The sequence below is a fragment of the Klebsiella scottii genome, from assembly GCF_036561945.1.
In the GTDB taxonomy this organism is placed as follows: domain Bacteria; phylum Pseudomonadota; class Gammaproteobacteria; order Enterobacterales; family Enterobacteriaceae; genus Klebsiella; species Klebsiella scottii.
Genome location: NZ_JARXNI010000020.1, coordinates 599,026 through 622,905, shown reverse-complemented (window position 1 = coordinate 622,905; position 23,880 = coordinate 599,026). Strand labels below are relative to the sequence as shown.

19 protein-coding genes, 1 tRNA gene and 1 pseudogene are annotated in these 23,880 nt (G+C 58.6%); 13 read left to right on the top strand and 8 right to left on the bottom strand.

Going from position 1 to position 23,880, the window contains the following annotated elements:
- The first annotated feature begins 22 nt into the window (after nucleotides 1-22).
- The 4 genes from QFI97_RS10585 (at nucleotide 23) to QFI97_RS10570 (ending at nucleotide 6,240) form a co-directional block, all read left to right on the top strand.
- Nucleotides 23-1,477 carry an AMP nucleosidase gene (locus tag QFI97_RS10585; protein WP_095101165.1) on the top strand — a complete coding sequence of 485 codons (1,455 nt, stop codon included), beginning with the start codon at nucleotides 23-25 and terminating at the stop codon, nucleotides 1,475-1,477.
- A gap of 431 nt (nucleotides 1,478-1,908) precedes the next feature.
- Nucleotides 1,909-5,142, top strand: coding sequence for a molybdopterin cofactor-binding domain-containing protein (locus QFI97_RS10580; protein ID WP_346431109.1), 3,234 nt, complete (start codon nucleotides 1,909-1,911; stop codon nucleotides 5,140-5,142).
- Nucleotides 5,129-5,587, top strand: coding sequence for a (2Fe-2S)-binding protein (locus QFI97_RS10575; protein WP_095101161.1), 459 nt, complete (start codon nucleotides 5,129-5,131; stop codon nucleotides 5,585-5,587). Before QFI97_RS10580 ends, QFI97_RS10575 begins: the two co-directional genes overlap by 14 nt.
- Before the next feature lie 59 nt (nucleotides 5,588-5,646).
- Entirely contained in the window at nucleotides 5,647-6,240 is a 594-nt protein-coding gene (locus QFI97_RS10570) for an NTP transferase domain-containing protein (protein WP_346431108.1), read from the top strand.
- A 92-nt stretch (nucleotides 6,241-6,332) separates the two neighbouring features.
- Here QFI97_RS10570 and QFI97_RS10565 read toward each other — a convergent pair whose 3' ends face one another.
- Entirely contained in the window at nucleotides 6,333-7,313 is a 981-nt protein-coding gene (locus QFI97_RS10565) for an AraC family transcriptional regulator (RefSeq protein ID WP_346431107.1), read from the bottom strand.
- A gap of 80 nt (nucleotides 7,314-7,393) precedes the next feature.
- Here QFI97_RS10565 and QFI97_RS10560 point away from each other — a divergent pair, with 80 nt between their 5' ends.
- Together QFI97_RS10560 and QFI97_RS10555 are read left to right on the top strand one after the other, a co-directional pair.
- Nucleotides 7,394-8,353, top strand: a complete 960-nt coding sequence (locus QFI97_RS10560; RefSeq protein ID WP_095101157.1) for an oxidoreductase — start codon at nucleotides 7,394-7,396, stop codon at nucleotides 8,351-8,353.
- A 24-nt stretch (nucleotides 8,354-8,377) separates the two neighbouring features.
- Nucleotides 8,378-9,445 (top strand): aldo/keto reductase, encoded by a 1,068-nt coding sequence (locus tag QFI97_RS10555; protein ID WP_346431106.1) that lies wholly within the window; start codon nucleotides 8,378-8,380, stop codon nucleotides 9,443-9,445.
- A 58-nt stretch (nucleotides 9,446-9,503) separates the two neighbouring features.
- Here QFI97_RS10555 and QFI97_RS10550 read toward each other — a convergent pair whose 3' ends face one another.
- Nucleotides 9,504-9,863 carry a hypothetical protein gene (locus tag QFI97_RS10550; RefSeq protein WP_095101153.1) on the bottom strand — a complete coding sequence of 120 codons (360 nt, stop codon included), beginning with the start codon at nucleotides 9,861-9,863 and terminating at the stop codon, nucleotides 9,504-9,506.
- Between the two features lie 105 nt (nucleotides 9,864-9,968).
- Complete coding sequence (locus QFI97_RS10545) at nucleotides 9,969-10,220, bottom strand: hypothetical protein (RefSeq protein WP_095101151.1); 252 nt, start codon at nucleotides 10,218-10,220, stop codon at nucleotides 9,969-9,971.
- Between the two features lie 261 nt (nucleotides 10,221-10,481).
- On the opposite strand from QFI97_RS10545, the gene hflK reads away from it, so the two are divergent.
- The 5 genes from hflK to QFI97_RS10520 all read left to right on the top strand — a co-directional run bounded on the left by hflK (nucleotide 10,482) and on the right by QFI97_RS10520 (nucleotide 18,105).
- Nucleotides 10,482-12,383 (top strand): protease modulator HflK, encoded by a 1,902-nt coding sequence (gene hflK, locus QFI97_RS10540; protein ID WP_346431105.1) that lies wholly within the window; start codon nucleotides 10,482-10,484, stop codon nucleotides 12,381-12,383.
- Nucleotides 12,380-13,381 (top strand): SPFH domain-containing protein, encoded by a 1,002-nt coding sequence (locus QFI97_RS10535; RefSeq protein WP_095101147.1) that lies wholly within the window; start codon nucleotides 12,380-12,382, stop codon nucleotides 13,379-13,381. The genes hflK and QFI97_RS10535 overlap by 4 nt, the downstream gene beginning before the upstream one ends.
- The gene (locus QFI97_RS10530) at nucleotides 13,378-14,448 is read left to right on the top strand and encodes an SPFH domain-containing protein (RefSeq protein WP_346431104.1); all 1,071 of its coding nucleotides are present in this window, start codon (nucleotides 13,378-13,380) and stop codon (nucleotides 14,446-14,448) included. The genes QFI97_RS10535 and QFI97_RS10530 overlap by 4 nt, the downstream gene beginning before the upstream one ends.
- Nucleotides 14,445-16,388 (top strand): heavy metal translocating P-type ATPase, encoded by a 1,944-nt coding sequence (locus QFI97_RS10525; protein ID WP_346431103.1) that lies wholly within the window; start codon nucleotides 14,445-14,447, stop codon nucleotides 16,386-16,388. The genes QFI97_RS10530 and QFI97_RS10525 overlap by 4 nt, the downstream gene beginning before the upstream one ends.
- Nucleotides 16,389-16,767: 379 nt before the next feature.
- On the top strand, nucleotides 16,768-18,105 hold the full coding sequence (locus QFI97_RS10520; protein ID WP_346431102.1) for an ATP synthase subunit B family protein: 1,338 nt from the start codon (nucleotides 16,768-16,770) through the stop codon (nucleotides 18,103-18,105).
- 63 nt (nucleotides 18,106-18,168) lie between these two features.
- Here the strand turns inward: QFI97_RS10520 and QFI97_RS10515 are convergent, their stop codons facing one another.
- The 3 genes from QFI97_RS10515 to QFI97_RS10505 all read right to left on the bottom strand — a co-directional run bounded on the left by QFI97_RS10515 (nucleotide 18,169) and on the right by QFI97_RS10505 (nucleotide 21,392).
- Nucleotides 18,169-19,431: an NAD(P)/FAD-dependent oxidoreductase gene (locus QFI97_RS10515; protein ID WP_346431101.1), complete on the bottom strand. Its 1,263-nt coding sequence runs from the start codon at nucleotides 19,429-19,431 to the stop codon at nucleotides 18,169-18,171.
- A gap of 43 nt (nucleotides 19,432-19,474) precedes the next feature.
- Nucleotides 19,475-20,125: a DsbA family oxidoreductase gene (locus tag QFI97_RS10510; protein WP_346431100.1), complete on the bottom strand. Its 651-nt coding sequence runs from the start codon at nucleotides 20,123-20,125 to the stop codon at nucleotides 19,475-19,477.
- Nucleotides 20,126-20,228: 103 nt separating this feature from the next.
- Nucleotides 20,229-21,392 carry an FAD binding domain-containing protein gene (locus QFI97_RS10505; protein ID WP_346431099.1) on the bottom strand — a complete coding sequence of 388 codons (1,164 nt, stop codon included), beginning with the start codon at nucleotides 21,390-21,392 and terminating at the stop codon, nucleotides 20,229-20,231.
- A 223-nt stretch (nucleotides 21,393-21,615) separates the two neighbouring features.
- Between QFI97_RS10505 and QFI97_RS10500 the strand changes: the two are divergent.
- Both QFI97_RS10500 and QFI97_RS10495 read left to right on the top strand, forming a co-directional pair.
- A pseudogene (locus tag QFI97_RS10500) lies at nucleotides 21,616-21,792 on the top strand (LysR family transcriptional regulator); the annotation flags it as partial.
- Between the two features lie 39 nt (nucleotides 21,793-21,831).
- A complete protein-coding gene (locus tag QFI97_RS10495; protein ID WP_346432079.1) occupies nucleotides 21,832-22,557 on the top strand; it encodes a substrate binding domain-containing protein in 726 nt (241 codons plus the stop codon).
- A 27-nt stretch (nucleotides 22,558-22,584) separates the two neighbouring features.
- Here QFI97_RS10495 and QFI97_RS10490 read toward each other — a convergent pair whose 3' ends face one another.
- Nucleotides 22,585-23,406, bottom strand: coding sequence for an alpha/beta fold hydrolase (locus QFI97_RS10490; protein WP_346431098.1), 822 nt, complete (start codon nucleotides 23,404-23,406; stop codon nucleotides 22,585-22,587).
- A 331-nt stretch (nucleotides 23,407-23,737) separates the two neighbouring features.
- Nucleotides 23,738-23,813: transfer RNA gene (locus tag QFI97_RS10485), tRNA-Asn, on the bottom strand.
- Nucleotides 23,814-23,880: the final 67 nt, after the last annotated feature.

Here is a 23,880-nt window from a genome sequence, read left to right as displayed (position 1 = left end):
GACCTGAAACAAGGAGCGAATGATGAACCACAAGGCCGCCAGTCTGACCCCGGAACAAGCGCTGAGCCAGCTAGAAACGCAGTATGAGCAGTCGGTCAATGCGCTACGTAAAGCCATTGGCGAGTACATCAACCATAACGTGCTCCCTGACAATACCATCCGCGCCCAGGGGCTATTTGTCTATCCGCTGCTGTCCGTTTCGTGGGATGGCGCCGATCACAAGGCCCTCAAAACCCGCGCCTGGGGCCGCTTCACCCACGCCGGTTGCTACACCACCACCATTACCAATCCTAAGCTCTTTCGCGCCTATCTTCTCGAACAGCTAACCCTGCTGTATGAGGACTATGGCGCGCACATCAGCGTTGGGCTTTCGCAGCATGAAATCCCCTACCCTTACGTGATTGACGGTTCCGCGCTGACCCTTGACCGCTCGATGAGCGCAGGCCTGACCCGCCATTTCCCGACTACCGAACTGTCGCAGATTGGTGATGAAACCGCCGACGGGATATTCCACCCGACCGAAAACCACCCGCTTTCTCACTTCGATGCCCGACGCGTCGATTTCTCCCTGGCCCGCCTGCGCCACTACACCGGAACGCCGGTCGATCATTTCCAGCCCTACGTGCTGTTCACCAACTACACCCGCTATGTGGATGAGTTCGTGCGCTGGGGCTGCAGCCAGATCCTCGATCCCGACAGTCCCTATATCGCGCTCTCCTGCGCCGGCGGGATCTGGATCACCGCGGACACCGAAGCCCCGGAGCAGGCCGTTTCCGATCTGGCATGGAAAAAGCATCAGATGCCCGCCTGGCACCTGATCACCAAAGATGGTCAGGGGATCACCTTGATTAACATCGGCGTCGGCCCCTCTAACGCCAAAAATATCTGCGATCATCTGGCGGTGCTACGCCCTGACGTGTGGCTGATGATTGGCCACTGCGGCGGCCTGCGTGAAAGCCAGACCATTGGCGACTACGTGCTGGCGCACGCCTATCTGCGCGATGACCACGTGCTCGATGCGGTGCTGCCGCCGGATATCCCGATCCCCAGCATCGCCGAGGTCCAGCGCGCGCTCTACGACGCCACCAAGCAGATCAGCGGCATGCCGGGCGAAGAGGTTAAACAGCGGCTGCGCACCGGTACGGTAGTTACTACCGATGACCGCAACTGGGAGCTGCGTTATTCAGCCTCGGCGCTGCGCTTCAACCTCAGCCGCGCCGTCGCTATCGATATGGAAAGCGCGACTATCGCCGCCCAGGGCTACCGCTTCCGCGTCCCGTACGGCACGCTGCTGTGCGTATCGGATAAACCGCTGCACGGTGAGATAAAGCTGCCCGGCCAGGCCAACCGTTTTTACGAAGGGGCGATTTCAGAACATTTGCAGATTGGCATTAAGGCTATCGATCTCCTGCGGGCCGAAGGCGATCATATGCATTCGCGCAAGCTGCGCACCTTCAACGAACCGCCGTTCCGCTAGTTTCCCTCCCTGCACTCCCCCGCGCGCGGTCCGGCGCGCGGGGGCACGGATCGCCTGAAAAACCCGCGAGCCGCCCCACCCTGTTATCACCACGCGCCTAATCCCGATGCCGGAAGGCTATCTATCATTATGATAATAATTATCGCCCCGCAGATGATAATCACCCGACGATAGCGGCAACGGCCTCCCGCGCAGGCAGCGTCGTTTCGCCAATAAACTCGATCGGCGTCACAGTTGGCACCCGCGAAAATCCCTTTCCCTTGAGCTGGCATATCTATTGCTACTTCTCGCCAGATAGGCAAAAAACGTCTTTACGACCGTTATGCCGCGCAAACAGACACGACCCGCAGCTGCGGCAGTGCGACCTACGGTGACACCATCCGTCGGGCGTCGTTCGTACAAGGGACAGGACCCTGGAAACGGAGAAAAATATGACCACTACGCTGGTTGGCAATGAAGTCGCGCGCGTTGATGGCCTGGCCAAGGTGAGCGGCAAGGCTATTTACGGCGATGATATTAAAATGGCAAATATGCTGTACGGCGTTTGTCGTTTTGTCGATATTCCTGCAGGACGCATTGACTCTCTCGACTTATCTGCGGCGAGAAACGTTCCTGGCGTGGTACGCATTGCCACGTGGGAGGATATTCCCGGCGAGAAGAGCCTCGGCGTTATCATTCCCGACTATCCGCCGATCATTCGCGATGAGATTGCTTATCGCGGGGATGTGATTGCGGTCGTCGCCGCAGAAACTTATGAAGCGGCGTGCCTGGCGGCGGAGAAGATCGCGATTACCTATACGCCCTGGCAGCCCATCGTTTCGCCAGAAGAGGCCATGAAACCCGGAGCCCGCTTAATTCATAGCGAGCTCGACAGCAACATTATTAATCACCACCACACCGTCAAGGGCGACATCGACAGCGGCTTTGCCGCCTCTACGCATATTTTCGAACGCGAGTACGAGGTGGGGTTTCAGGAACATGGCTATATAGAACCGGAATCCATTACCGCCTGGATCGATAGCAACGAGCAGGTGATGACCATTAGCGGCTCGATTCAGAACGCCCACCGGATTCGCGGTATCGTGGCAAAATACCTCGGCCTTGCGCAGTCGCGCGTTAACGTCAAACGCTCGATACTGGGCGGTTCGTTTGGCGGAAAAGACGATATTATCGACAATATTGCCTGCCGCGCCGCCCTGCTGGCGCATCTTACCGGCCGCCCGGTCAAGATCTCCTACAATCGGGAACAGTCGATGCGGGAGAGCTATAAACGCCATCCCTATAAGATGAAGTACAAGATTGGCCTCGATGATGAGGCCCGCATCCAGGCGATTAAGGTCGATATTATCGCCGATGGCGGCAGCTACTCCGGGCAGACCATGTTCGTGACCTGGCGCAGTTCGGTGCAGGCCGCCGGGCCGTATAACATTCCCAACGTGCGGGTCGATGTGACGGGGGTCTATACCAACAATAACTACACTTCCGCCTATCGCGGCTACGGCGCTCCCCAGGTTATTTTTGCCAACGAATCGCTGATGGACGAAGTCGCCGAGGCGATGGGTCTCTCTCCGGTCGAACTGCGCCTGCGCAATATTCTCCGCCAGGGCGATACCAGCATGGCCGGACAGGTATTTGATAATCATACGGTCTCCGCACAGGAAGTCCTCGAAAAAGCTATGGCGAAAGCGGAGTTCGTCGCCAGGCGCGAGCACTATAGCAAGCTCAACGCCGAGGGCGGGCCGGTGCGCTACGGTATCGGCCTGGCGCTCAGCCACCGCGGATGCTCCCTCGGCGCGGAGGGCCTGGATGCCTCATCGGCGCTGATGCAGGTGAACGCCGATGGCAGCATCAACATTTCAACCTCCGTCTCTGAAAACGGCCAGGGTTTGCAAACCACCATGTCGCTGATTACCGCCGATGCCTTCGGTATCGGCCTGGATCGGGTGATGTTCTCTGAGCCTGCCACCTCGATGATTGCCGACGGCGGCTCTACCGTCGCCTCCCGCGGCACGCTAATGGGCGGACAGGCCATCCTGAGCGCCGCCAATAAAATCAAAAAACGGATGGCCAACGCCATCAGCCAGCGGCTTGAGGCCGCCGGTATAGACGACCTGGTGTGGCAGGAAGGGAAGGTCTTCAATCGTCACAAACCGCAAACCGCCCTGACTTTTCAGGAAGTCGTTGATTTGACCCGGGCGACGGGCGCCAATCTCTCCTCCTACGGCTGGCACGTGGCGCCGGCTATTCACTGGGATGAGGAAAAAGGCTGCGGCAGCCCCTATTTCACCTGGGTGTACGGCTGCCAGATCGCCGATATTGCGCTGGATACCCGCACCGGCAAGATCGCTATCAATAACGTCGTCGCCGCCCACGATGTGGGTAAGGTGATAAATCCCGTCGGCTTTGCCGGTCAGGTGTACGGCGGCGTGCTGCAGGGAATGGTGGGATACGGCATGCTGGAGGATTTCAATACCGAAAACGGAGCGGTGAAATCAGAGAATTTTGACACCTATCTGCTGCCCACAATCCAGGATATGCCCAATATCGATATTATCGCCGTCGAAAACCACGACAACGCCGGGCCTTTAGGCGCCAAGGTCATCGGCGAGCCGGTCCTTGAGCTGGGAGCGGCGGCGCTTAATAACGCGGTCTGCTTCGCCCTGGAGAAACGGAACCGCCAGCTTCCCCTTACCCTTGAGCGCGTCCGTTTGGGCTATAACCTGAAAAAACCCGAGCGCCAGAGCGAACTCATGGCGGAGGGAGCGGAGCATAAGCAGGTTCTGCGCCTCAATACGCTGCGGATGGCGACGCCGAAAAATCTGGACGAAGCGCTGCTGATGCTGGCGCAGGAAAATAGCCGGCCCATCGCCGGGGGGACCGACGTACTGGTACAGGCGCGGCTAAAAACCGACGAGGTCGGGCTGGTCAATATTGCGGGGCTTCAGGAGCTGAAGCAGATTGAAGAGGCCAACGACGAGCTGATTATCGGCTCAGGCGTCTGTTTTACCGATTTGGTCAGGCACCCGCTGATTAGGGCGCGCTACCCGCTGCTGGTCACGGCCTGCAAAACTATTGGCTCTCTCCAGCTTCGCAACCAGGCCACCGTCGGCGGGAATATCGTCAACGCCGCGCCCTGCGCCGACTCGGTTCCGCCGCTCATTATCTATGACGCCAGGCTGGAGCTGCGCAGCCGTACCGGCCTGCGCCAGATAGCCCTCAGCGACTTTATCGTCGGCGGCTACCGCACAGCGCTGAATCCAGGAGAAATAGTCACCAGGGTCATATTACCTGCCCCGCCCGCGCAGCTCTCACAGCAGCGGTATTTACAGCTGGGACGCCGCAACGCGCTGAATATCACCCGGCAAAGCCTGACGGGCGTATTCGCATTTTCTGGCGATGGCACCCTGGCGCTCTGCCGCCTGGTTGATGGCGCCCTGCTCAGCAAGCCGCAACGGCTGACGGAGGTTGAGTCCTGCCTGACGGGGTTCGTCCTCGATGAGAAGCGAATTGAGGACGCGACGCAGGCGCTGAACAAAATAATGCATCAGGCGATAGGCGGACGCTGGTCTGCCCCTTACAAAATACCGGTATTTGAAGATATGTTCCGACAAATGATGCAGGAAACGCTGGCAGAGCAGAAGGTGGCAAAAAATGAACCGAATTGAGCTGAAGGTCAATGGTATTCGCATCAGTCGCGAAGTGGACGATAACACCCGCCTGCTGGATTTTCTGCGGGAAGAGCTGCGGCTAACCGGCACCAAGGAGGGTTGTTCCGTCGGGGAGTGCGGGGCCTGCACGGTAATCATGAATGAAAAGTCGGTCTGCTCGTGCCTTCTGCTGGCCGCGCAGTGCCACGGCGCGGAAATCACCACAATTGAGGCGCTGCAGCATGATGCCGTCGGGAAAAAGCTGCAGAATGCGTTCGTGCGCCACGGCGGAGTGCAGTGCGGCTTCTGCACGCCGGGGGTACTGATGAGCACTAAGGCCTTGTTAGATCAAAATCCTCAGCCTACCGATAGCGAAATTTGTGAAGCTCTGGAGGGGAATCTCTGCCGCTGCACCGGCTATCAGCCAATTATCACCTCGATAAAAGCAATACTGAAGGCTTGAGTTTGAGGCGCTCCCCGGACGCGTTGATATCCGGGGGCGCCGATACTCGCGGAGGGCGTATGCCTGTTAAAGAGTGTTTGATTCTTGCCGCCGGAATGTCAACCAGGATGGGTACCTGGAAAATGATGTTGCCCTGGGGAAAGGGCACCGTCCTGGACAGCGCCATCGCCGATGCGCTCTCCTTCTGCGATCGGGTTATCCTGGTGACCGGCTTCAGAGGGGCCGAGCTGCATCAGCGCTATGCGCATCATCCCGATATTGAGCTGGTTCATAACGCCAGCTATCAGGAAGGCATGTTTTCATCCATCCAGGCCGGGGTGAAGCATATTAAAGCGCGGCATTTTTTTATCGCCTTAGGCGATATGCCGGCAGCAGGCGCCGGCGTTTATGCTTCGTTGTGGCGCCAGCGCCGGGAGACGTGCCTTATCCCGGAGTATCAGCAGGGTCGGGGCCACCCGGTGCTGCTGCCGTTTTCGATTATTGAAAAAATAGGCTCTGCCGGAGCCGACGATAACCTCAAAACGGTCGTTCATCAGTTCGGTAGCCAAACCGTCGGCGTGCAGGAAAGCGGCATTCATTGGGACGTTGATACCCCGCAGCAATATCAACAGCTGCTGTCCCGATGCCAGGCCCATCGGCACCAGCAACGCTGACGGGCTGAAGGCGATCTACTTGTCGATCCTACCGATCCCCTCGCCGATGCGGACCGGGCCGGTCGCGAAATAGCCTCCTGCCGGGGCGACGGCTAAAAATCACCGCCATGCGGATCGCCGGAGGCCGCCGGGTCTGCATCCTCCACCAACCTATCCCGGCGATAATGTCCGGGAGCCACGGCCATCACCCGCTTAAAGGCGCTGCTGAACGCGCTTTCGGAAGCGTACCCTACCTTTGCGGCCACCTCGGCGATCGCCGCCCCCGCCAGCAGCTCGCGCCGCGCCAGGTACATGCGCCACTGGGTTAAATAAGCCAGCGGCGGGACCCCAATTTTTTCGCGAAACCGCACCGCCAGCGAAGTTCTCGACATCCCGGCGCTTTTTGCCAGCGCCTGCAGGGTCCAGCTGCGGGAGGGGTCGCCGTGAATGCAGCTGAGCACGATGGAGAGCCGCGGGTCGGCAAAGCCCTTCAGCCATCCCTTATCGTCCGCCGGCGCGTCGGCAAGCCAGGCGCGCAGCGTCTGGGTAAAGAGCAGCTGGGTCAGCCCGGCCACCATGCTTGAGCGTCCGGGACGGCTGCTTTTCATTTCGACCACCAGTTGCCTGAGCAGCCAGGAGAGCGGTTCTGCTTCGGCCGCGCCGCCGCGCACGTGGATCAGCGGCGGCAGCCCGCTCAACAGCAGCGCCTGGCGATCGGCATCAAGCCGCACTTTGCCGCCGAGCATGGTGAAATCCTCTCCCTGCCCCAGGCGATACCGATCGTCGTCGTCGCGTTCGATCGGCGCCTGCCCGGCATCGGGTAGCAATTCGGCCGCGCTGGCCAGCGTCAGGGTACGCGTGCCGTTGGTAATCAGCACGTCGCCGCTCTCCGCCAGCAGCGGAGCCGGCATGTCATCGAGCAAATACCAGCAGCGCCCCTGCGTTACCGCACAAAACTTAATCGAGTCGAGGTTGGCGAAACGCCGCGCCCAGGCCCCGCCGGCCACCAGGCGGCCGGAGAGATCGCAGCGCACCTGCAGGAAATCGAGCAGGTCCGATAGCGGGTCAACGCTTATATTTGAACTATTACGCATAAAAATAGCACTTTCACGGCTTCATCGTACGGTGACGGCACTCTACCATGTGACAACCCCCTTCGTCCCGGAGAACAGCTATGCTCACCCCTCAGTCTCCTGTTGTTTCAGGCTTCAGCGCAACCTCTACCCCCGAGGAGGTCATGCGTCACGTCGACCTCAGCGGAAAATGCGCCATCGTCACGGGCGGTCACGCGGGAATTGGTCTGGAAACCGTCAGGGCGTTGCGCTCCGCCGGCGCCAGAATCATCGTTCCCGCCCGCGATGTGGCAGCGGCCCGATCCGCCCTTGCCGGTATGCCGGACGCCATCGTGCTGCCGCTGGATCTGCTGGATCCGGACTCCATTGACCGCTTCGCCAGCGCCGCGCTCGCCGAAACCGACGCCGTCGATATTCTGCTGAATAACGCCGGTATTATGGCCCCGCCGCTCTCCCGCGACGCCCGCGGGTTCGAATCGCAGTTTTCCACCAACCATCTCGGCCATTTTCAGCTGACGCTGCGGCTTTGGGACGCGCTCGTCGCCTCGGGGAGCGCGCGCGTCGTGGCGCTGTCATCCCTCGGGCACCGCTATTCCGCGGTCTGCTTCGACGATATCCACTACCGCCAGCGGCCCTACGATCCCTGGCGGGCCTACGGCCAGTCGAAAACGGCCAACGCCCTGTTTGCCGTACATCTCGACCGACTCGGCGAGCCGTTGGGCATTCGCGCTTTTGCGGTACATCCCGGCAGGATCCCCGCTACCGGGCTGAGCCGCTTTATGAGCGCGGAGGAGAAGGCGGCCGTCGCCCAGGCGGCGCAGGTTGGGCCGGACTTTGTACCTTCGCCCCTGAAAACCGTGGCTCAGGGCGCGGCGACGAGCCTGTGGGCGGCCACCAGCCCGCAGCTGGCCGGAATGGGCGGGGTGTACTGCGCGGACTGCGACATATCGTCGCCGGTCGCCGACGATAGCCCCGACGTCAGCGGCGTGCGCCGCTGGGCGATAGACCCCCTGCAGGCCGGGCGCCTGTGGGACCTTTCGCTCAGGATGATCGGACAATAATTTTTTCACCCGCAGGAGAACGCTATGCCGCTTAATCACTACATTACCCTGGGACGCTCCGGGCTACGGGTCAGCCCGTACTGCCTCGGCACCATGACCTTTGGCGAAGAGTTTGGCTGGGGCGCCAGCCCGCAGGAATCGTTTGCCATGCTCGATGAGTACCGAAGCCGCGGCGGCAACTTTGTCGATACCGCCAATATCTACACCGCCGGTCATTCGGAGCAGATTGTCGGCGACTATATAAAGCACCACGCGGTGCGACGCGATGAGCTGGTGCTGGGCACAAAATTTTACTGCAACCTCTTTCCCGGCGATCCAAACGGCGGCGGCGCGGGGCGCAAGGCGCTGATTCAGCAGTGCGAGGCCTCGCTAAAACGCCTGCAGAGCGACTATATCGATATCTACTGGCTGCATAACTGGGACCGGGGCGCGCCGATTGAAGAGACGCTGCGCGGGCTCGACGATCTGGTCACCGCCGGCAAAATTCGCTATATCGGCTTCTCAGATATTCCGGCGTGGAAAACCGCCGAAGCGCAGACCATCGCCCGCTTTCGCGGCTGGGCGCCGGTTATTGCGCTGCAGCTCGAATACTCCCTGCTGGAGCGAACCGGCGAAGGGGAACTGTTCCCGCTGGCGCAGGAGATGGGCATGGGGATTATGCCCTGGTCACCGCTCAAAAGCGGCTTCCTGAGCGGTAAATTCAGGCGCAACGGCGAAGGCAGCGTCGACACCCGCCGCAGCGGCATGGTCGGCATGCCGTCGCCGGCGGACTACGATGTTATCGACACGGTGGTTGAGATCGCCTCGGCGCTTAACGTCAGCCCGGCGGCGGTGGCGCTGGCGTGGGTCAGGTCGCAGGCGGGGGTCAGCGCCACGCTGATTGGCGCCCGGCGGCTCGATCAGCTGAAAACCAACCTCGACTCGCTTGAGGTCAGGCTGTCGGCCGGGCAGATCGCCAGGCTCAGCGAGGTTTCGCAGCCGAGGCTCAACTTCCCGGCCGAAAACAACGCCACCCTGGCGCCGATGCTCGCTTTCGCCGGCATGACCGTGGATGGTAAAACGATCCCTCCTTTCACCCTTCACGCCTCCTGAGAGGAGGCGATCGCGGCCCGGCCCGCGCGGCGTTTATCCCCCGCCGCGGGCGGAGAAGCTAATCCAGGTCGCGGTGGCACTGATGGATGATGTCAGACAGCGCGCCTTGTACCTGCCCGTCTCTTTTGTCATAGAAGAAATTGACCAGCGTCTTTTTGCCCGATTTACCCATGTCGATATTCGCCACCGCATCGTGGTCTCTCAGAAGATTATATCTTTTATCGCCGTTGGGCAGCGGATCGTCTTGCTCAAGATAAAATTGATGGCGGAGTGACTGATACTGCAGACATTCCTGGGTGCGTTCTACGCTGGCGGAGAAATATTCCTCTTTCAGTTCGGTATTTTTGACCTTATCGATAAAGCCCGAACATCCTGACAGCATGGCCATAATGGCGGCCAGATAAATTAGTTTAAACATCAGCTTTCTCTGCGGGTTAAAAGGGGTAATGCGACGCTATTGTCCGCGAGTCCCCCTCAACCAGCTATCAACAATAACCACTAAGGCCCTGAGGAGAAAGGCTGGTTACGCCCCGCCGCGCAGCATCGTGCAGAAGGCGCAGTGGCAGCCGGGGACCGGCGTCGCGCTGCAGGTCCCCAATATTGAGGTCTGAAAACCGGCGTCGTTGTGGCTATAGAAATTGCTGACGATGCTCTCTTCCGCCTTTTTCAGCTGGGAGGCGCTTACCTCCGCAGAAGCCGCGCTTTTAGCCTGGAAGGCATAGGCCGCCGGGGAACTAAAGGCAACGGATAAAAGTACTATGCGATAAATTTTCATATCTGAAACGCGTCCCGGGCCAGTTATTGATGCGAAAACCCTACCACAGCGCCCATTCGGCGCCAGCGGTATATTGCACAATAAATACATTGTTACAATATAACATCCAGCTTTACGCGGGTCGCAGGCTATCCAGGACGGAGCGCTTTGTTTATATTGCGGATGTTATCATATAACACCATCGGTTCTTCGTCTCAGCGGTAACCTCAGCAGATCGTTTGCCCGGGTTGAGGGGGCAAGGACGGATCAACTGGAGAGTCTATGGCGCAGCCCCCCTCACCCGAGAGTCGCCCTCGGGTCACTTCGCGAAGCCGACGTTTGCTTATCGCACAGGCTATTCTGTACTGCCTTCTCGCTATCTCCGGCGCGATTTATCTCTTCCTGCAGCTGTTTTCCGTCACGGGGTTCTGGCTGCCCGTGACGCGCCTGATGCTCGCCGCGGTGCTGGTCGCGCTGGCGTTTGTGGAAAACGCGTTACGCTGCGAAGGCGGCGGGATGCAGGACTCGCCGTCCGCCAATAGCGCGGAGGAAGAGCCGACTCTTCTGCGTCGCGCGCTGCCGGAAAACGTGCAGGCCTGGCTCCGCCATTTCCATCAGCATCTGGCGACCACCCTGATCGCCGCCGCGCTGGCCGGCGCCTTTGCCATCGCCAATATCGCGGATGACCGGTCCGTTGACCAGGCCGATGCCCCGCGGCTGATCGCCGTCGCTTTCTTTATTCTGCTCTGTTTTACGCTGCTGCTGCTCGAACGCATGCTCAGCTTCCGCCTCCTTCGCGACTGGCCTCATCAGCAGCAGCACGTGAGCTTCGCTCGCTTCATGCTCAGCCTCTTGCTGCTGCTCACCCTCTCGCTGCTGGCGGCGATGGCTTTCCCCGCGCCCGCGCTGTGGGGTATTAAGCTGGCGAGCCTGATGATACTGCTGGTTGCGCTGGAGTATGTGCTGCGCGCCCTGACCGCGATGGCCTCTCCCCTCCCGCCGAACGCCGCCCCCCGCTTTCTGACCCGCAGCCTGCTCGCCGGGCTGTATCAGTGGCCGCCGCGGCCGCTGCTGCGCGCGCTGGACTCATTTCAGCAGCGCTTTGGCGTCGATCTGCGCCAGATTCAGGCGTTTCGTCTGATGGGCAGCCGGCTTTTACCGGTGACCGCGGGGATCGCCGCGCTGGGCTGGCTGCTCAGCGGGCTGACGGAGGTGCAGCTGCATCAGCGCGGGATATATGAGCGTTTTGGCCGCCCGATCGCCGTTCTGGCTCCCGGCCTGCACGCCGGGCTGCCCTGGCCCTTTGGCCGGGTGGTCGCCGTCGAGAACGGCGCGGTGCATGAACTCCAGCTCAGCGATATCGCCGAAGCCGCGCAGGCGGATCTCCAGCCCAACGACGCCGCAGAAGGCCCGGCACCGCAGAGCAGCTGGCGGCTCTGGGATAGCAGCCACGCCACGGACCAGTCCCAGGTCATCGCCAGCGCCGCTATGGACAAGCAGAATTTCCAGATAGTGAATATGGATATCCGCGTGATCTGGCGCATTGGCCTCAGCGATCGGGATGCGCTTAACAGCCAGTATCAGACCGAAGACCTGGCGGTGATGATTCGCAGCATCGCCCGTCAGATACTGGTGACCCAGTTTGCCAGCAAGCAGCTCGATGAACTGCTTGATGAGCAGCGGGCGACGCTGGCTACCGCGCTCAGCCAGCAAATCCAGCAGCGTCTTACGACCCTCAATACCGGCGTGGAGCTGCTGTTCACCCGCATAGAGGCCATTCATCCCCCCGCCGGAGCGGCCAACGCCTATCACGGGGTGCAGGCCGCGCAAATCGCGGCAAATGCGCTGATCGCGCGCGAACAGGGCTATGCGGAGAAGGTCGGCCGCGAAGCGCAGCGTAACGCCCTGACCGGCCTGAATAACGCCGAGGCCTCCGCCGCCGAAAACCGGTCGCGGGCGCGGGCCGCCGCGGTGACCTTCTCTGCGGAACAGCAGGCGTGGCAGCAGGCGGGAGAGGCGTTTATTACCGAGCGACGCTATCACATTTTGAGCCAGGCGCTGGCCCATACTCCGCTGCTGATCCTCGATAACCATCTTCAGGGGACCAGCGAACCGGTGCTCGATCTCCGTCAGTATCCCGCTTTATCCGACAGTACCGCCCCACAGAAGGCCAGCACACCATGAAGATCCGCGCGATAACCGCCACCCACGTAGCCCCGAATGCCGTTAAGCGGCAGATCTCTCCGCCTGCCCCGCTGCGCCGCAGGCGCGGCATTCGCCTCGGCGTGGCGGCATTTCTGGTCACGCTGGCGGTATTAACCGCCTGCCTGCTGGAAGTCCGCGCCGGGAGCGCCACCGTGGTGACCCGCTTTGGCGATCCGGTACGCGTCCTGCTCGCCCCCGGCCTGTCATGGCGGCTGCCGGCGCCTTTTGAAACGCCGCTGGACGTCGATCTGCGCATTCGCTCCACCTCCAGCGGCCTGCAGGACGTGGGCACCCGCGACGGATTACGGGTGCTGGTGCAGGCCTGGGTTATCTGGAAGGTCAAACCCGATAACGACAACGTGCTGCGCTTTATTCGCGCCGTGCAGAACCAGCCGGACGAGGCCGCCCGCCAAATCCGCACCTTTATCGGCTCCGCGCTGGAGACCACCGCCAGCAACTACGCGCTGTCGGATATCGTTAACGTCGACGCTAACAAAGTCAAAATAGCCCAGCTGGAGAGCCAGTTGCAGTCGCAGCTGCAGGCCCAGCTGCTGAAAAGCTACGGCATTGAACTGATCCAGACCGGGATCGAGCGCCTGACCCTACCGGCCGTCACGCTGAACGCCACGGTGGATCGCATGCGCGCCGAGCGCGAAACCATCGCCACCGAACGCACCGCCGAAGGCAAACGTCAGGCTGCGGAAATTCATTCCCGGGCGGATCGCGATGCGCGCATTCTGCAGGCCGACGCCGCGGTGAAAGCGGCGGCCATTAGCGCCGATGCCCAGCGCGACGCGGCCGGCATCTACGGCAAGGCGCGGGCCAGCGACCCGCAGCTGTATGACCTCCTGCGTTCGCTGGATACGCTCAGCACGATTGTTAACGCCAGCACCCGCCTGGTGCTGCGTACCGATGCGGAGCCGTTCCGCACCCTGGTGCAGGGCCCCACGCCGTTGACCGGGACGCAGCAGCCATGACCTCAGCATCGCCTGGCTCAACGCCCTGGGGACAGTCATACCGCATCGCCTTCTTTACGCTGTATGGCGCGGCTATTCTTGCCGCCGGCGCGTGGCTGTTCTCCTGTATCCATCCGGTCGCCCCCGACAGCCGGGCGGTGGTCTTTCAGTTTGGCAGGCCGATCCGCGTGGCGAACGCGGGGCTGCTGTTCGCCTGGCCGCATCCCGTCAACAGCATCGAACTGGTGCCGGCCGCCGAACGCATTCTCGAACGGGACGTGGCGGTGCTGCGCCGCGACCAGCAGCTGGAGCGGATCAACAACTGGGAGCGGGACGGCGATGCCGGCGCCGGAGCGGGCTATCTTTTAACCGGCGATGAAGGCGTGGTGCAGCTGGATGTCCGCGTATTCTGGCGGGTCAGCGACCCGATCCGCTTCGCGCTACAGCGTCCGCATATCGAGCCGCTGATCGATCGCCTGACCGAACGCGCCGCCGCGGTCGTCTGCATGGAGCGCGGTCTGGACGCGATTCTGGTTGCCAGACCGGAAACCCCGCAGAACGATCGCCACTCGGCGGAGGAGCGTATCCGCCTGCGCACCGACTTCAGACACAACATGGCACAAAGCCTGGCGCAGATGGCCGCCGGCGGCAACGATCCGGGCATCGTCATTGAGCGTGTCGATATCGTTTCATCGCTGCCGGCGAACGCGGTGGCGGCCTTCAACGCCGTGCTCACCGCCAGCCAGCAGGCAGATAAGGAGATCGCCAGCGCGCGCACCGCGGCCACGCTGCTGAGCCAGCAGGCGCAGCAGCAGGCGGATCGCACCATTCAGCAGGCGCAAGCCAGCCGTCAGGAAACCCTAGCGAAGGCCAGCGTTGATACCCGAACCATCCTGCAGCTGGCGCAAACCCGGCGCGACGGGAGCGACGGCGGATTGCTTCTACGCCTGTGGCGCGACGCGGTCAGCCGCATTCTGTCGCAGGCGGGACAGGTTATTACCGTCGCCCCCGGAGACGACAGCCGCCTGATCCTTCAGGGCCTTCCCCCCCAGCCGGCCACGCCGCCGGCCAGCGAGAAATCACCATGAGCCAGTCGTGCAGCCACGGACATATTCACTTTAGCCAACATCTCCAGACTCCTGCGGAGCAGCGGCGGATGGCGCGCCGGCTGACGCTGGCGATGATAACCATCGGGCTGCTGTTGCTCAGCCTGCTCTGGCGCGCCGTCGCGCCGGATCAGCCGGCGATCGGCGATATTCTGGCCGCCGTTGCCTGGCTGCTGGTTGCCGTGCCGGTATTCCGGGCGGGCTGGCACAGCCTGCTGCATCCGGATCTCCACGGGGTGACCGACCTGCTGATCGTGCTGGCGATGCTGGGCGCGTGGGCGCTGGGCGATCTGATGACCGCCGCGCTGCTGCCGGTGATCATGATTTTCGGCCACATTCTGGAAGAGCGCAGCGTCATGGGCACCCGCCAGGCCATCGCCGGCCTGAGCAAGCTGGCGCATAGCCGCGCGAGACGCCTGCGCCAGGACGGAGCGCTGGAAAATATCGGCAGCCAGCAGCTGCGCCCCGGCGACGTGGTTGAAGTTCGTCCAGGCGATCAAATTCCCGCCGACGGGAAGATCCTCTCCGGTAATGCCAGCCTCGACGTGGCGTCCATTACCGGTGAATCGGTCCCGGCGGAGGTCTGCCCCGGAATGTCGGTCTTCGGCGGAACGCTGAACCTCAACGGCCTGCTGCGCGTCGAGATTACCCATACGGGCGAGCACTCCACCCTCGGGAAAGTGCTGGCGCTGATGCAGGACGCCGAGCGGGCAAAACCGCCCATCACCCGAATGCTGGAACGCTACGCCGGACATTATCTGATCCTCGTGCTGCTGATCGCCGCGACGACCTGGTTTTTGACCTACGACAGCCAGGCGATGCTGGCGGTGCTGGTCGCGGCCTGCCCCTGCGCCCTGGTGCTCTCCGCCCCGGCCACCTCGATGGCGGGGATCGCGGTGGCCGCCCGGCACGGCATCCTGATCCGCAACGCGGCCTTTCTTGAAGAGCTGGCGGACGTTGATGCGGTCATTATTGATAAAACCGGCACCCTGACCCAGGGGCGGCTGCGGCTGGTCGACGTGGTTCCGGCAACCTCGCGCCCGCGCGAATCTCTGCTGCGGCTGGCCTCGGCGCTGGGCGCCGCAAGTAATCACCCGGTGAGCCGGGCGATGGTCGGCGCGCTTCCGACAGATGAAGAGATCCCGCTGCGGGACGTGGAGGAGATTCAGGGTTTGGGGGTCGTCGCCACCACCGATGCCGGCCGGGCGCTGCTGGGACGAAGAGAGCTATTCGACCGCTATCAGATCGACGTCGCGCCGCTCCCCGACCACGATGGCCCGACGGTCGGTATCGCTGAAGGCGGCGTTTTTCTCGGCTGGCTGCTGCTCGACGATACGATCCGCCCCGAGGCGCCGGAGGCCATCGGGATGCTGCAAAATCTCGGCATCGGCCGCTTCCTGCTGCTGACCGGCGATCGCCTGGCCGTCGCGCAGCGCGTGGCCCAACGGACGGGAATTGGCGAGCTGGCGGCCGAAGTTCTTCCGGCCGAAAAGCTGCAGCAGGTGCAGCGGGCCGTCAGTGAAGGGTGGCGCCCGATGGTGGTTGGCGACGGGATCAACGATGCGCTGGCGCTCAAGGCCGGCGCCGTCGGTATCGCGATGGGCAGCAACGGCGCCGATATCGCGCTGGCTTCCGCCGACGTGGTGCTGACCGGCAGCGACTTACGCCGCCTGCCGCTGGCGGTAAGGCTCAGCCGCCAGTGCCGCGCCACCCTGCGGGTCAACGTATTTATCGGCCTTGGCTGGACCATTTTAATCGTGATTGCCGCGGCGATGGGGCTGCTCGGCGCGGCGGGAGCCCTGGTGGCGGCGATATTGCACAATCTCAGCACGCTGCTGGTACTGCTGAATACCGGGAGGCTGCTGCAGTTCGACGCCCGACGCGGGAAAGATGAGAACGCGGGCAACGAGCCGCGCTCGTAAAAACAGGCGCGCTGCGGCCCAGGGCTGGCACGGCGCTGCCGGGGCCTGGCGGGTCAGCGCGCAGGGAAATTTAATGCTCTGGGTTGAGAAAGCGGCAAACGACAAAAAAGCCCGCTGAAGAAAACTTAAGCGGGCTTTTTAAATATAGCTTCGCGGACTAAATGCAATGTTTGTCTCTCTCATTTGACCCCCAAAAACTAAATTTTTCGCCTTAAATGGAACGCTTATTAAGAGCCAAAGATGAAGTATTCTTTGCGATGTGATTTTTTTCGCGATTGGTTGACCCTTGTTCACAATCCAGAGCAGGATTGCCTACAGGCCGCTGCCGCTGCGGTTTCAAAGGGGCCCTGAAGATATCAGGAAAGAGCAGGAGAGCGAAATGATGGTAACCTTCACAATCCCATACGTAATATTTATTATTGGTGTTGCCTATAACATCCAGCAAACGTTAGATGCCACAGGAATATCCCTTGTTACACCTCTAGCAATCGATTCCAGCGGCTATGCCATGATCACGGCCTTTGATATCCAATATGGTATCGGGTTTTTAGTTTTCTTTCTGTTGATATATTTGATGTTGCTTTTTGTTTTTTCTATGGTCGCCGCCTACTGCGTTGGACGATGGAAAGGATTGCTGGCTGGGGTATTTATTTGGTGCGTTCCGGGAACGCTTTCGGTCTTAGGGTATTGGCCTAAAATTCAATTCTTGCCAGAGATTTATAACGTCTGGGGTGCAGGCTATTTAGGTAGCGCGGTGGGCATGACCTGCCTGCTCATCATGGGATTAATTACCGGCTGGAACTTATTTATCATTCTTACGGATATCTTTAGCTTACAGGACCGATTTCGCCATTTCTACGATCATGTTTGGTACTCAATGGCAATTGTCGCAGCGGTATTTTTTGTTGCTGATACCGGCGCTGGAGAGAATCAACGGCACCTGCAGGATGACACTCAACAGTTCCAACAGGCAAGCACCTATCTGGCAGATCAGCTTCGCCAGTACGATCGGCATTGTGCTCAAGAAAAGCTAAATTTGGCATCGTGTGCCTGGGCTCATCGTATGCGGCAAGAGTTGGCAGAATATGCCACCTACAATGATAAATTAATTCTCGCGCTGGTGCCGAAAACAACCCGCGAAATCTACATTATTTATAACAGAGATGCCGACAATAATACTGCCAAAAAAATCCGCGAGGAGCTTGATACATATAATCAAGCAACCTGTCAAAATGGCCCTGGCTCGTACGATTGTGTAAGGACACCGTCCGTTTATTGTTTAATCAGCGATCCGCCAAAGAATTTTTATGATTATTCTCACCACCAAACGATCGTTGCGAACGAATGTATTATTCCAACGTTAGTCCTTTTACAAAAAAGAATTGCTAGTGAAACGAAGAAAGTCAGCGCATCTTCCGAACAAAAGCATATACGCTGGTTTTTCTACTTTTTACTTTCTGTCCTTGCCGGCGGTAAAGTCGCTAATGCAACCGCACGCTGGAGCAAATCTGGCAAAAACAGGGCCGGTTTAGGGGATAAACGTCGGATAATCGGTATGACAAGCGCCGCCTGGGAATTTTTGATTGCATCTTCCCGGCAGATTTTCTGCATTCTCAATCGATTATTTTGTCGGTTATTAACGCAGTGCGCAAAGCTAAGAACGGCAATTAAGCGGTCAGTAAACGGAAGGCCGACAGAAGATCGTGATGAGACGTAGGGCCGGCTACCCGCATAGCGCGGGAAAGATGCCTTCGGTGAGGATACGGTTGCTGACATGCGCTCACCCCTGTTCCTGTAAGTAGCGATGGACAAATGTCACGGCCATCGCCCCCTCGCCAACGGCGGACGCAACGCGCTTCACGGAACCATGTCTGACATCCCCCGCGGCAAAAGAGCCGGGCACGCTGGTTTCCAGATAAAATGGCTGGCGGGCTAATGGCCAGTTCTCGGGCCAGCGGCTCTCTCCGAAGAGATCGGACCCGGTTAGCAGATAGCCTTCAGAGTCGCGCAAAATATGCGTTTCGCTGGCCCAGTCGGTGTTGGGCTGGCCGCCAATGCAGACAAAAAGTCGGGAACAGGCGTGGCGACTTTTTCCACCCGATAACCGGTCGTGAAGAGTAATCGCCGCGAGGGAATCCTCACCGTCCAGCTCAGCTATCTCGCTATTGAAGATGACCTTTATATTGGCTTTTGAGGCGATACGCTGGATTAAATACGTCGACAATGTTTGAGACAGGCTGCTTCCCCGTACCAGCATCGTGACCTGAGCAGCATATTCAGCAAAGTGCATCACCGCCTGGCCTGCCGAGTTGCCGCCCCCCACCACATAAACATGGTCATTCGCGCAATAAGGCGCCTCTGCTGCTCCGGCGCCATAAAACAGGCCGTGCCCGAGGAACTTATCTTCCCGGGGTAAATTAAGGCGGCGATACTCAACGCCGGTAGCGCAGATATTGGTTCTGGCGGTCAGCGTCTCGCCATTGGCAAGACGAACATGGATTTTGCCATCCTTAAAATGGGCCTTCACCCCTTCACTCATGGTTACCAATTCAGCGCCAAACTTAATCGCCTGCTTACGGGCCCGGTCCGCCAGCGCAGCCCCGGAGATCCCTTCGGGAAAACCGAGATAATTCTCGATTAATGAACTGGTACCCGCCTGGCCGCCTGGAGCCTGGCGCTCAATTAATATGGTTCGCAGACCTTCGGATGCGGCATAGACGGCGGCGCTTAGCCCTGCAGGGCCCGCGCCGTAAATGGAGACGTCATATTCACGATATTTGGGCAGCGTGATGTGGCCTAAATAAGCGGCGATATCATGCAGTCCCGGGGCGAACAGGCGAACCTGTCCCGGAAATTCAACAACGGGAAGACGCAGGTCATTGAACCCTGACACCCCTAATGCCGACAAACACTCTTCTTCACTATTTAGTTCAATCCATTCAAAGGTAACCGCGCTACGCGCCAGATAGTCCCGAAGCAGATAGCCTTCCGGCGATCCCGCCCGGCCATAAATGCGTATGCTGTTTGTTTCTTTATCGGTCATTTTTAGCAACCTCACCATGCAAGGATTGAAGAGCATCAGACGTTCAGAGAGCGGGCTTCTCCTGAGGTTTACGGGCAATCGCCCTCATGATGGCATCCTCGATAAGATTTAACGGCTGCGCGCCGGAAATCGTCTCGCCTTCAATGTCAAAATTCGGTACGCCGCGGATCCCGGTGGCGAAGCTGATTGCCGCTCTGGTCTCTTTTGCGCCAGCATCGCTGGTGAGGTAGGCCAGCGCTTCCGCTCTGTTGAGGCCGTTTTCCCCGGCGATATCAGCCAGAACGGCCACATCCCCGATATCGCGGCCCTGCTCAAAATAGCCATGGAAAATCCCATTGGCGACGGCATCAGCGACGCCATGCCGGTGGGCCAAATTCATCAGACGATGCGCGCGGAAGGTGTTCGGCGTCTTCTGCATTGCGTCGTAATTAAACGCGATATCATCCTCCGCGGCAGCCAGAATGGTTTTTCTGTCCAGCGACTGGCTGTACTCCCAACTGCCAAATTTGGCGGAACGGTAGTTCTTACGATCGACGCCTTCTACCGGCATCGTGGGATTAAGCTCGTAGGGCTGCCAGAGAATTGTCACCTCCACATCATCGGGTAAACGACGAATCACCTTTTGCAGACGGCGTTCGCCAATAAGGCACCACGGGCAAATAAAATCAGAGGTGAGCTTGACGGTAATATTCATATTGACTCCTGCTGGCTATGAGTGGGTCGGGAACATCATTGCGTTTAAAAGATTATTTAGGCGAAAGATGAAATACATTACGGGCGCTACGGCGTATTGATATTTAATATCCTGATGATGATGACATATCAATTGACATCAGGCGGTTGCCCATGTTCATTCCCACCTGCTTCAGATATTTACCGAGATGCCGCTGCTCCGGCTCCCAGCGCGCTAAAGCGGCATCGATATCGTCAGGATAATTCAGAAATGCCCACCGTAATGCCAGGGCATTTGCCGCCGCCTTGGAAGTGCTTGCCGCCGTGTGTGGGCGTGGAATAGACGCCGCATCGCCAAGCAATAGCACCCGATCTTTCACCATGCTATCAACGGCCAGATCGCGAATAGATTGCGCGAAAGGCTCTTTTGTCGCCAGCACCACGTCTCTGAACCCTGGCGGTAGCATCCGCGCGGCCTCTTCATAAATATGGTTTTTCCATTTTTGCGCGATGACGCCTTCAGGTAGAGAATGCCCGCGCATTACGCCATTTTTATCGGTCATCACGGATTCGCGAGTCGCGTCGTCCATAACGCGATACCACACCCAGTTATAAAGCCGATGCCCCGGACGCAGATCGTTATTTATCCCCGGAACGAGGTAGCCCAGAATCTGCGATCCCTTATTATCGGCAAACGCAAAGTTGCCATGAAGATCGAGCCGGGCACGCTCCGGCAGCCGATCTTCACGAATCAGCCCTCGCCAGGCGATATAGCCAGAATAAGTCGGGGTTTCACCCGGCCAGAGCAGCTGGCGGACGGTGGAGTTATTGCCATCGGCGCCAATCAGAATGTCGCCTTTTATATAGCTACCGTCCTCAAACCACGCGGTAACGCCCTCTTTTTGCGAATCGATACGCTGCAGTTTTTTCCCCTGATGGTAATTCTCTTTGCCGGTGGTGGTCAGTAATGTCGAATAAATTAATGACCATGAGGTTTGCATTTGTGGAGCTAATTGTTTGTATTCAACCGTACCGTCGGGATTATAAAAAATGCGGTATTGTGAACGAACACCCATCTCATCCCATTTTTTATTAACGCCGCTTTCCTGAATTACCTCCACCACCTGCGGCTGAAGCACGATGCCACCGCCCTGGCTATCCAGATTTTTTGCCGAGCGTTCGAAAATATCCACATCCCATCCGGCTTTTTTCATCATATTTCCGGCAAAAAGTCCGCCAAGAGAACCGCCAATAATAATGGCTTTTTTAGCTTGAGTAATATCTGACACAGGCACCTCCGCATTTTATTTATGCCACGCAGGTAAGGGTATAAATAATAATTAACTGTCTGGCTGCTGACGTTAACCATAACAGCCTCAGCGCTAGCGGAGAATACCAGCAAAACCGGAAACACTATTGCGTAGCATGCAAAGCTGACTGGTATTCCTTACTCAAAACAGGCTAAGGTAAGGACTCACCCAGGCGTTTTTCCTATAAGAGAAAGTTAAAGCTATGGATATGTTTTCGTCCTTACAGGCGCTGGTCGCGGTGGTTGAGGAAGGCGGATTCTCTTCCGCCGGGCGGCGCCTGTCGCTTGCCACCTCTTCCGTCACCCGACAAATTGACACGCTTGAGCAATATCTTGGAACGGTGCTGCTGGTTCGCTCAACCCGAAAGGTATCGTTAACCGGGGCCGGAGAGCGGTACTACCAGCATGCCTGCAGGATTATGGCCGATCTCTCCTACGCTAACTACGAAGCCCGCGATCACTCCGGTATGCCTCGCGGGATCCTCAGAGCCAGCCTGCCGGTATCCTGGTCACTGCAATATTTAGCCACTTTATTGCCTGAATTCATGAAGCAATATCCGCTTATCCGGCTTGAACTCGCTTTTACTGACGATGTGGTTGATCTGGCTGAGAACCGGCTGGATCTCAGCATCCGGCTGGGGAAAATTTCTGCGCAAAACGTCATTGCCAAAAAGCTGCTGTTGCAAAGGCGCGTTCTTTGCGCCAGCCCGGCCTATCTTGCTGAAAAAGGCGTGCCATTGCTGCCTGCCGATTTACGACGCCATAATTGCCTGCTTTTCTCCTACTCTTCCGGTCAGACAAAATGGTTTTTCTTCCGCGATAAAACGGAAGGCGTCAGCGTTGAGGGAAACCTTAGATGCAACAATTCTCAGATACTCAGGCAGGCGGCTTTGGGCGGGCAGGGTATTGCTTTGCTTCCTGACTGGCTGGTGAATAACGACGTTCAGCGCGGCGACCTGTTAGCGCTGTTTCCGGATATACGCGCTGATGTTACCGCTGACGAAGATGAATCCGCGGTGTATGCGCTTTATCATCCAAGCCGCCGCGACATTAAAATGGTAAAATTATTTGTCGATTTTATTTATCAGTTCCTCAACCAGCAGGCGGCAGAGGAAACTGATATTTTCTGCGGGAAGCCAGGCTAAAGCAGTACGCCTGGTTATTTATCTAAACTAGCGGCGGATAAACGCAAGCACATCTTGATTAAACTGCCCGGCATTTAGCTGAGCCAGACCGTGGCTGGCGCCGGGATAGATTTTCAGCTCAGCGCCTGCGATTATCTTCGCGCTCTTAATGCCTGCCGCAGCAATGGGCACAATTTGATCGTCATCGCCATGAATAATCAGGGCAGGTTTGTCGATTTTTTTCAGGTCGTCCGTATAGTCGACTTCGGAAAACTCGCGGATACAGTCATACTCCCCTTTGATGCCGCCCTGCATCCCCATCCGCCAGAACGATTCGACCAGGCCATCATTGGTGGCGATATTTTCGCGATTAAAGCCATAAAACGGTACCGCCAGCTCGCGGAAGAACTGCGAACGATTGGCTGCGGTGCCGGTGCGGATATTGTCGAAAACCTCCAGAGGCGTGCCCTGCGGGTTATCAGCCGTTTGCAGCATTAGCGGTGGAACCGCGCCGACTAACACCACTTTTGCCACGCGGGAAGATCCGTGACGGCCGATATAGCGGGCGACTTCCCCACCGCCGGTTGAATGGCCAATCAGTATCGCATCATGCAGATCAAGATGGTCGAGCAGCTCGGCCAGATCGTCCGCGTAACGGTCCATGTTGTTGCCTTCCCAGGGCTGCCCGGATGCGCCATGCCCGCGGCGGTCATGGGCGATAACCCTGAAACCGTTCTGCCCAAAGAAAAGCATTTGTGCGTCCCAGGCGTCTCCGGAAAGCGGCCATCCGTGAGAGAAAACAACCGGCTGACCTTTGCCCCAATCTTTATACGCGATGCGAACATGATCTGAGGTAGTGAAATGGCTCATTATCGTTCTCCTGAAATTAACGGCATTAATTAGGAAACTACATCCCGTGTCGGGTGCAGTTAACTTAAACGACAATGTCAGAGGTGATAATCCGGGGAATATACAACGTAGTTTTGCATCTGGTGCAACGCTGGCGCCGTTCAGGGTATCCGGCTGTTTTTATGTCCGCGCCGTGTTACGTGCTGAGCGCCAAATTTGCCCGATATGGAGGGAAAACTGAAAATGCACGGGAAGATTTTTCGCGCTTGCTCATTGAATCAAAATCACGAAGGGATTCTCAAAGAAACATGAAAAAGCCCGCTTAAGTTTCCTTAAGCGGGCTTCTCGAATTTGGCTCCTCTGACTGGACTCGAACCAGTGACATACGGATTAACAGTCCGCCGTTCTACCGACTGAACTACAGAGGAATCGTGTGAACGGGGCGAATATTAACGGCGACGCCCGGCCTTGTCAAAGGCTGTTTCGCACATTTCA

Excerpts from the sequence above, each read along its gene's own strand:
- QFI97_RS10585 (WP_095101165.1), top strand. The coding sequence starts at position 23 with ATGAACCACAAGGCCGCCAGTCTGACCCCGGAACAAGCGCTGAGCCAG.
- hflK (WP_346431105.1), top strand. The coding sequence starts at position 10,482 with ATGGCGCAGCCCCCCTCACCCGAGAGTCGCCCTCGGGTCACTTCGCGA.
- QFI97_RS10575 (WP_095101161.1), top strand. The coding sequence starts at position 5,129 with ATGAACCGAATTGAGCTGAAGGTCAATGGTATTCGCATCAGTCGCGAA.
- QFI97_RS10580 (WP_346431109.1), top strand. The coding sequence starts at position 1,909 with ATGACCACTACGCTGGTTGGCAATGAAGTCGCGCGCGTTGATGGCCTG.
- QFI97_RS10530 (WP_346431104.1), top strand. The coding sequence starts at position 13,378 with ATGACCTCAGCATCGCCTGGCTCAACGCCCTGGGGACAGTCATACCGC.
- QFI97_RS10515 (WP_346431101.1), bottom strand. The coding sequence starts at position 19,431 with ATGACCGATAAAGAAACAAACAGCATACGCATTTATGGCCGGGCGGGA.
- QFI97_RS10525 (WP_346431103.1), top strand. The coding sequence starts at position 14,445 with ATGAGCCAGTCGTGCAGCCACGGACATATTCACTTTAGCCAACATCTC.
- QFI97_RS10555 (WP_346431106.1), top strand. The coding sequence starts at position 8,378 with ATGCCGCTTAATCACTACATTACCCTGGGACGCTCCGGGCTACGGGTC.
- QFI97_RS10560 (WP_095101157.1), top strand. The coding sequence starts at position 7,394 with ATGCTCACCCCTCAGTCTCCTGTTGTTTCAGGCTTCAGCGCAACCTCT.
- QFI97_RS10495 (WP_346432079.1), top strand. The coding sequence starts at position 21,832 with ATGGCCGATCTCTCCTACGCTAACTACGAAGCCCGCGATCACTCCGGT.
- QFI97_RS10520 (WP_346431102.1), top strand. The coding sequence starts at position 16,768 with ATGATGGTAACCTTCACAATCCCATACGTAATATTTATTATTGGTGTT.
- QFI97_RS10570 (WP_346431108.1), top strand. The coding sequence starts at position 5,647 with ATGCCTGTTAAAGAGTGTTTGATTCTTGCCGCCGGAATGTCAACCAGG.
- QFI97_RS10550 (WP_095101153.1), bottom strand. The coding sequence starts at position 9,863 with ATGTTTAAACTAATTTATCTGGCCGCCATTATGGCCATGCTGTCAGGA.
- QFI97_RS10565 (WP_346431107.1), bottom strand. The coding sequence starts at position 7,313 with ATGCGTAATAGTTCAAATATAAGCGTTGACCCGCTATCGGACCTGCTC.
- QFI97_RS10490 (WP_346431098.1), bottom strand. The coding sequence starts at position 23,406 with ATGAGCCATTTCACTACCTCAGATCATGTTCGCATCGCGTATAAAGAT.
- QFI97_RS10535 (WP_095101147.1), top strand. The coding sequence starts at position 12,380 with ATGAAGATCCGCGCGATAACCGCCACCCACGTAGCCCCGAATGCCGTT.
- QFI97_RS10510 (WP_346431100.1), bottom strand. The coding sequence starts at position 20,125 with ATGAATATTACCGTCAAGCTCACCTCTGATTTTATTTGCCCGTGGTGC.
- QFI97_RS10545 (WP_095101151.1), bottom strand. The coding sequence starts at position 10,220 with ATGAAAATTTATCGCATAGTACTTTTATCCGTTGCCTTTAGTTCCCCG.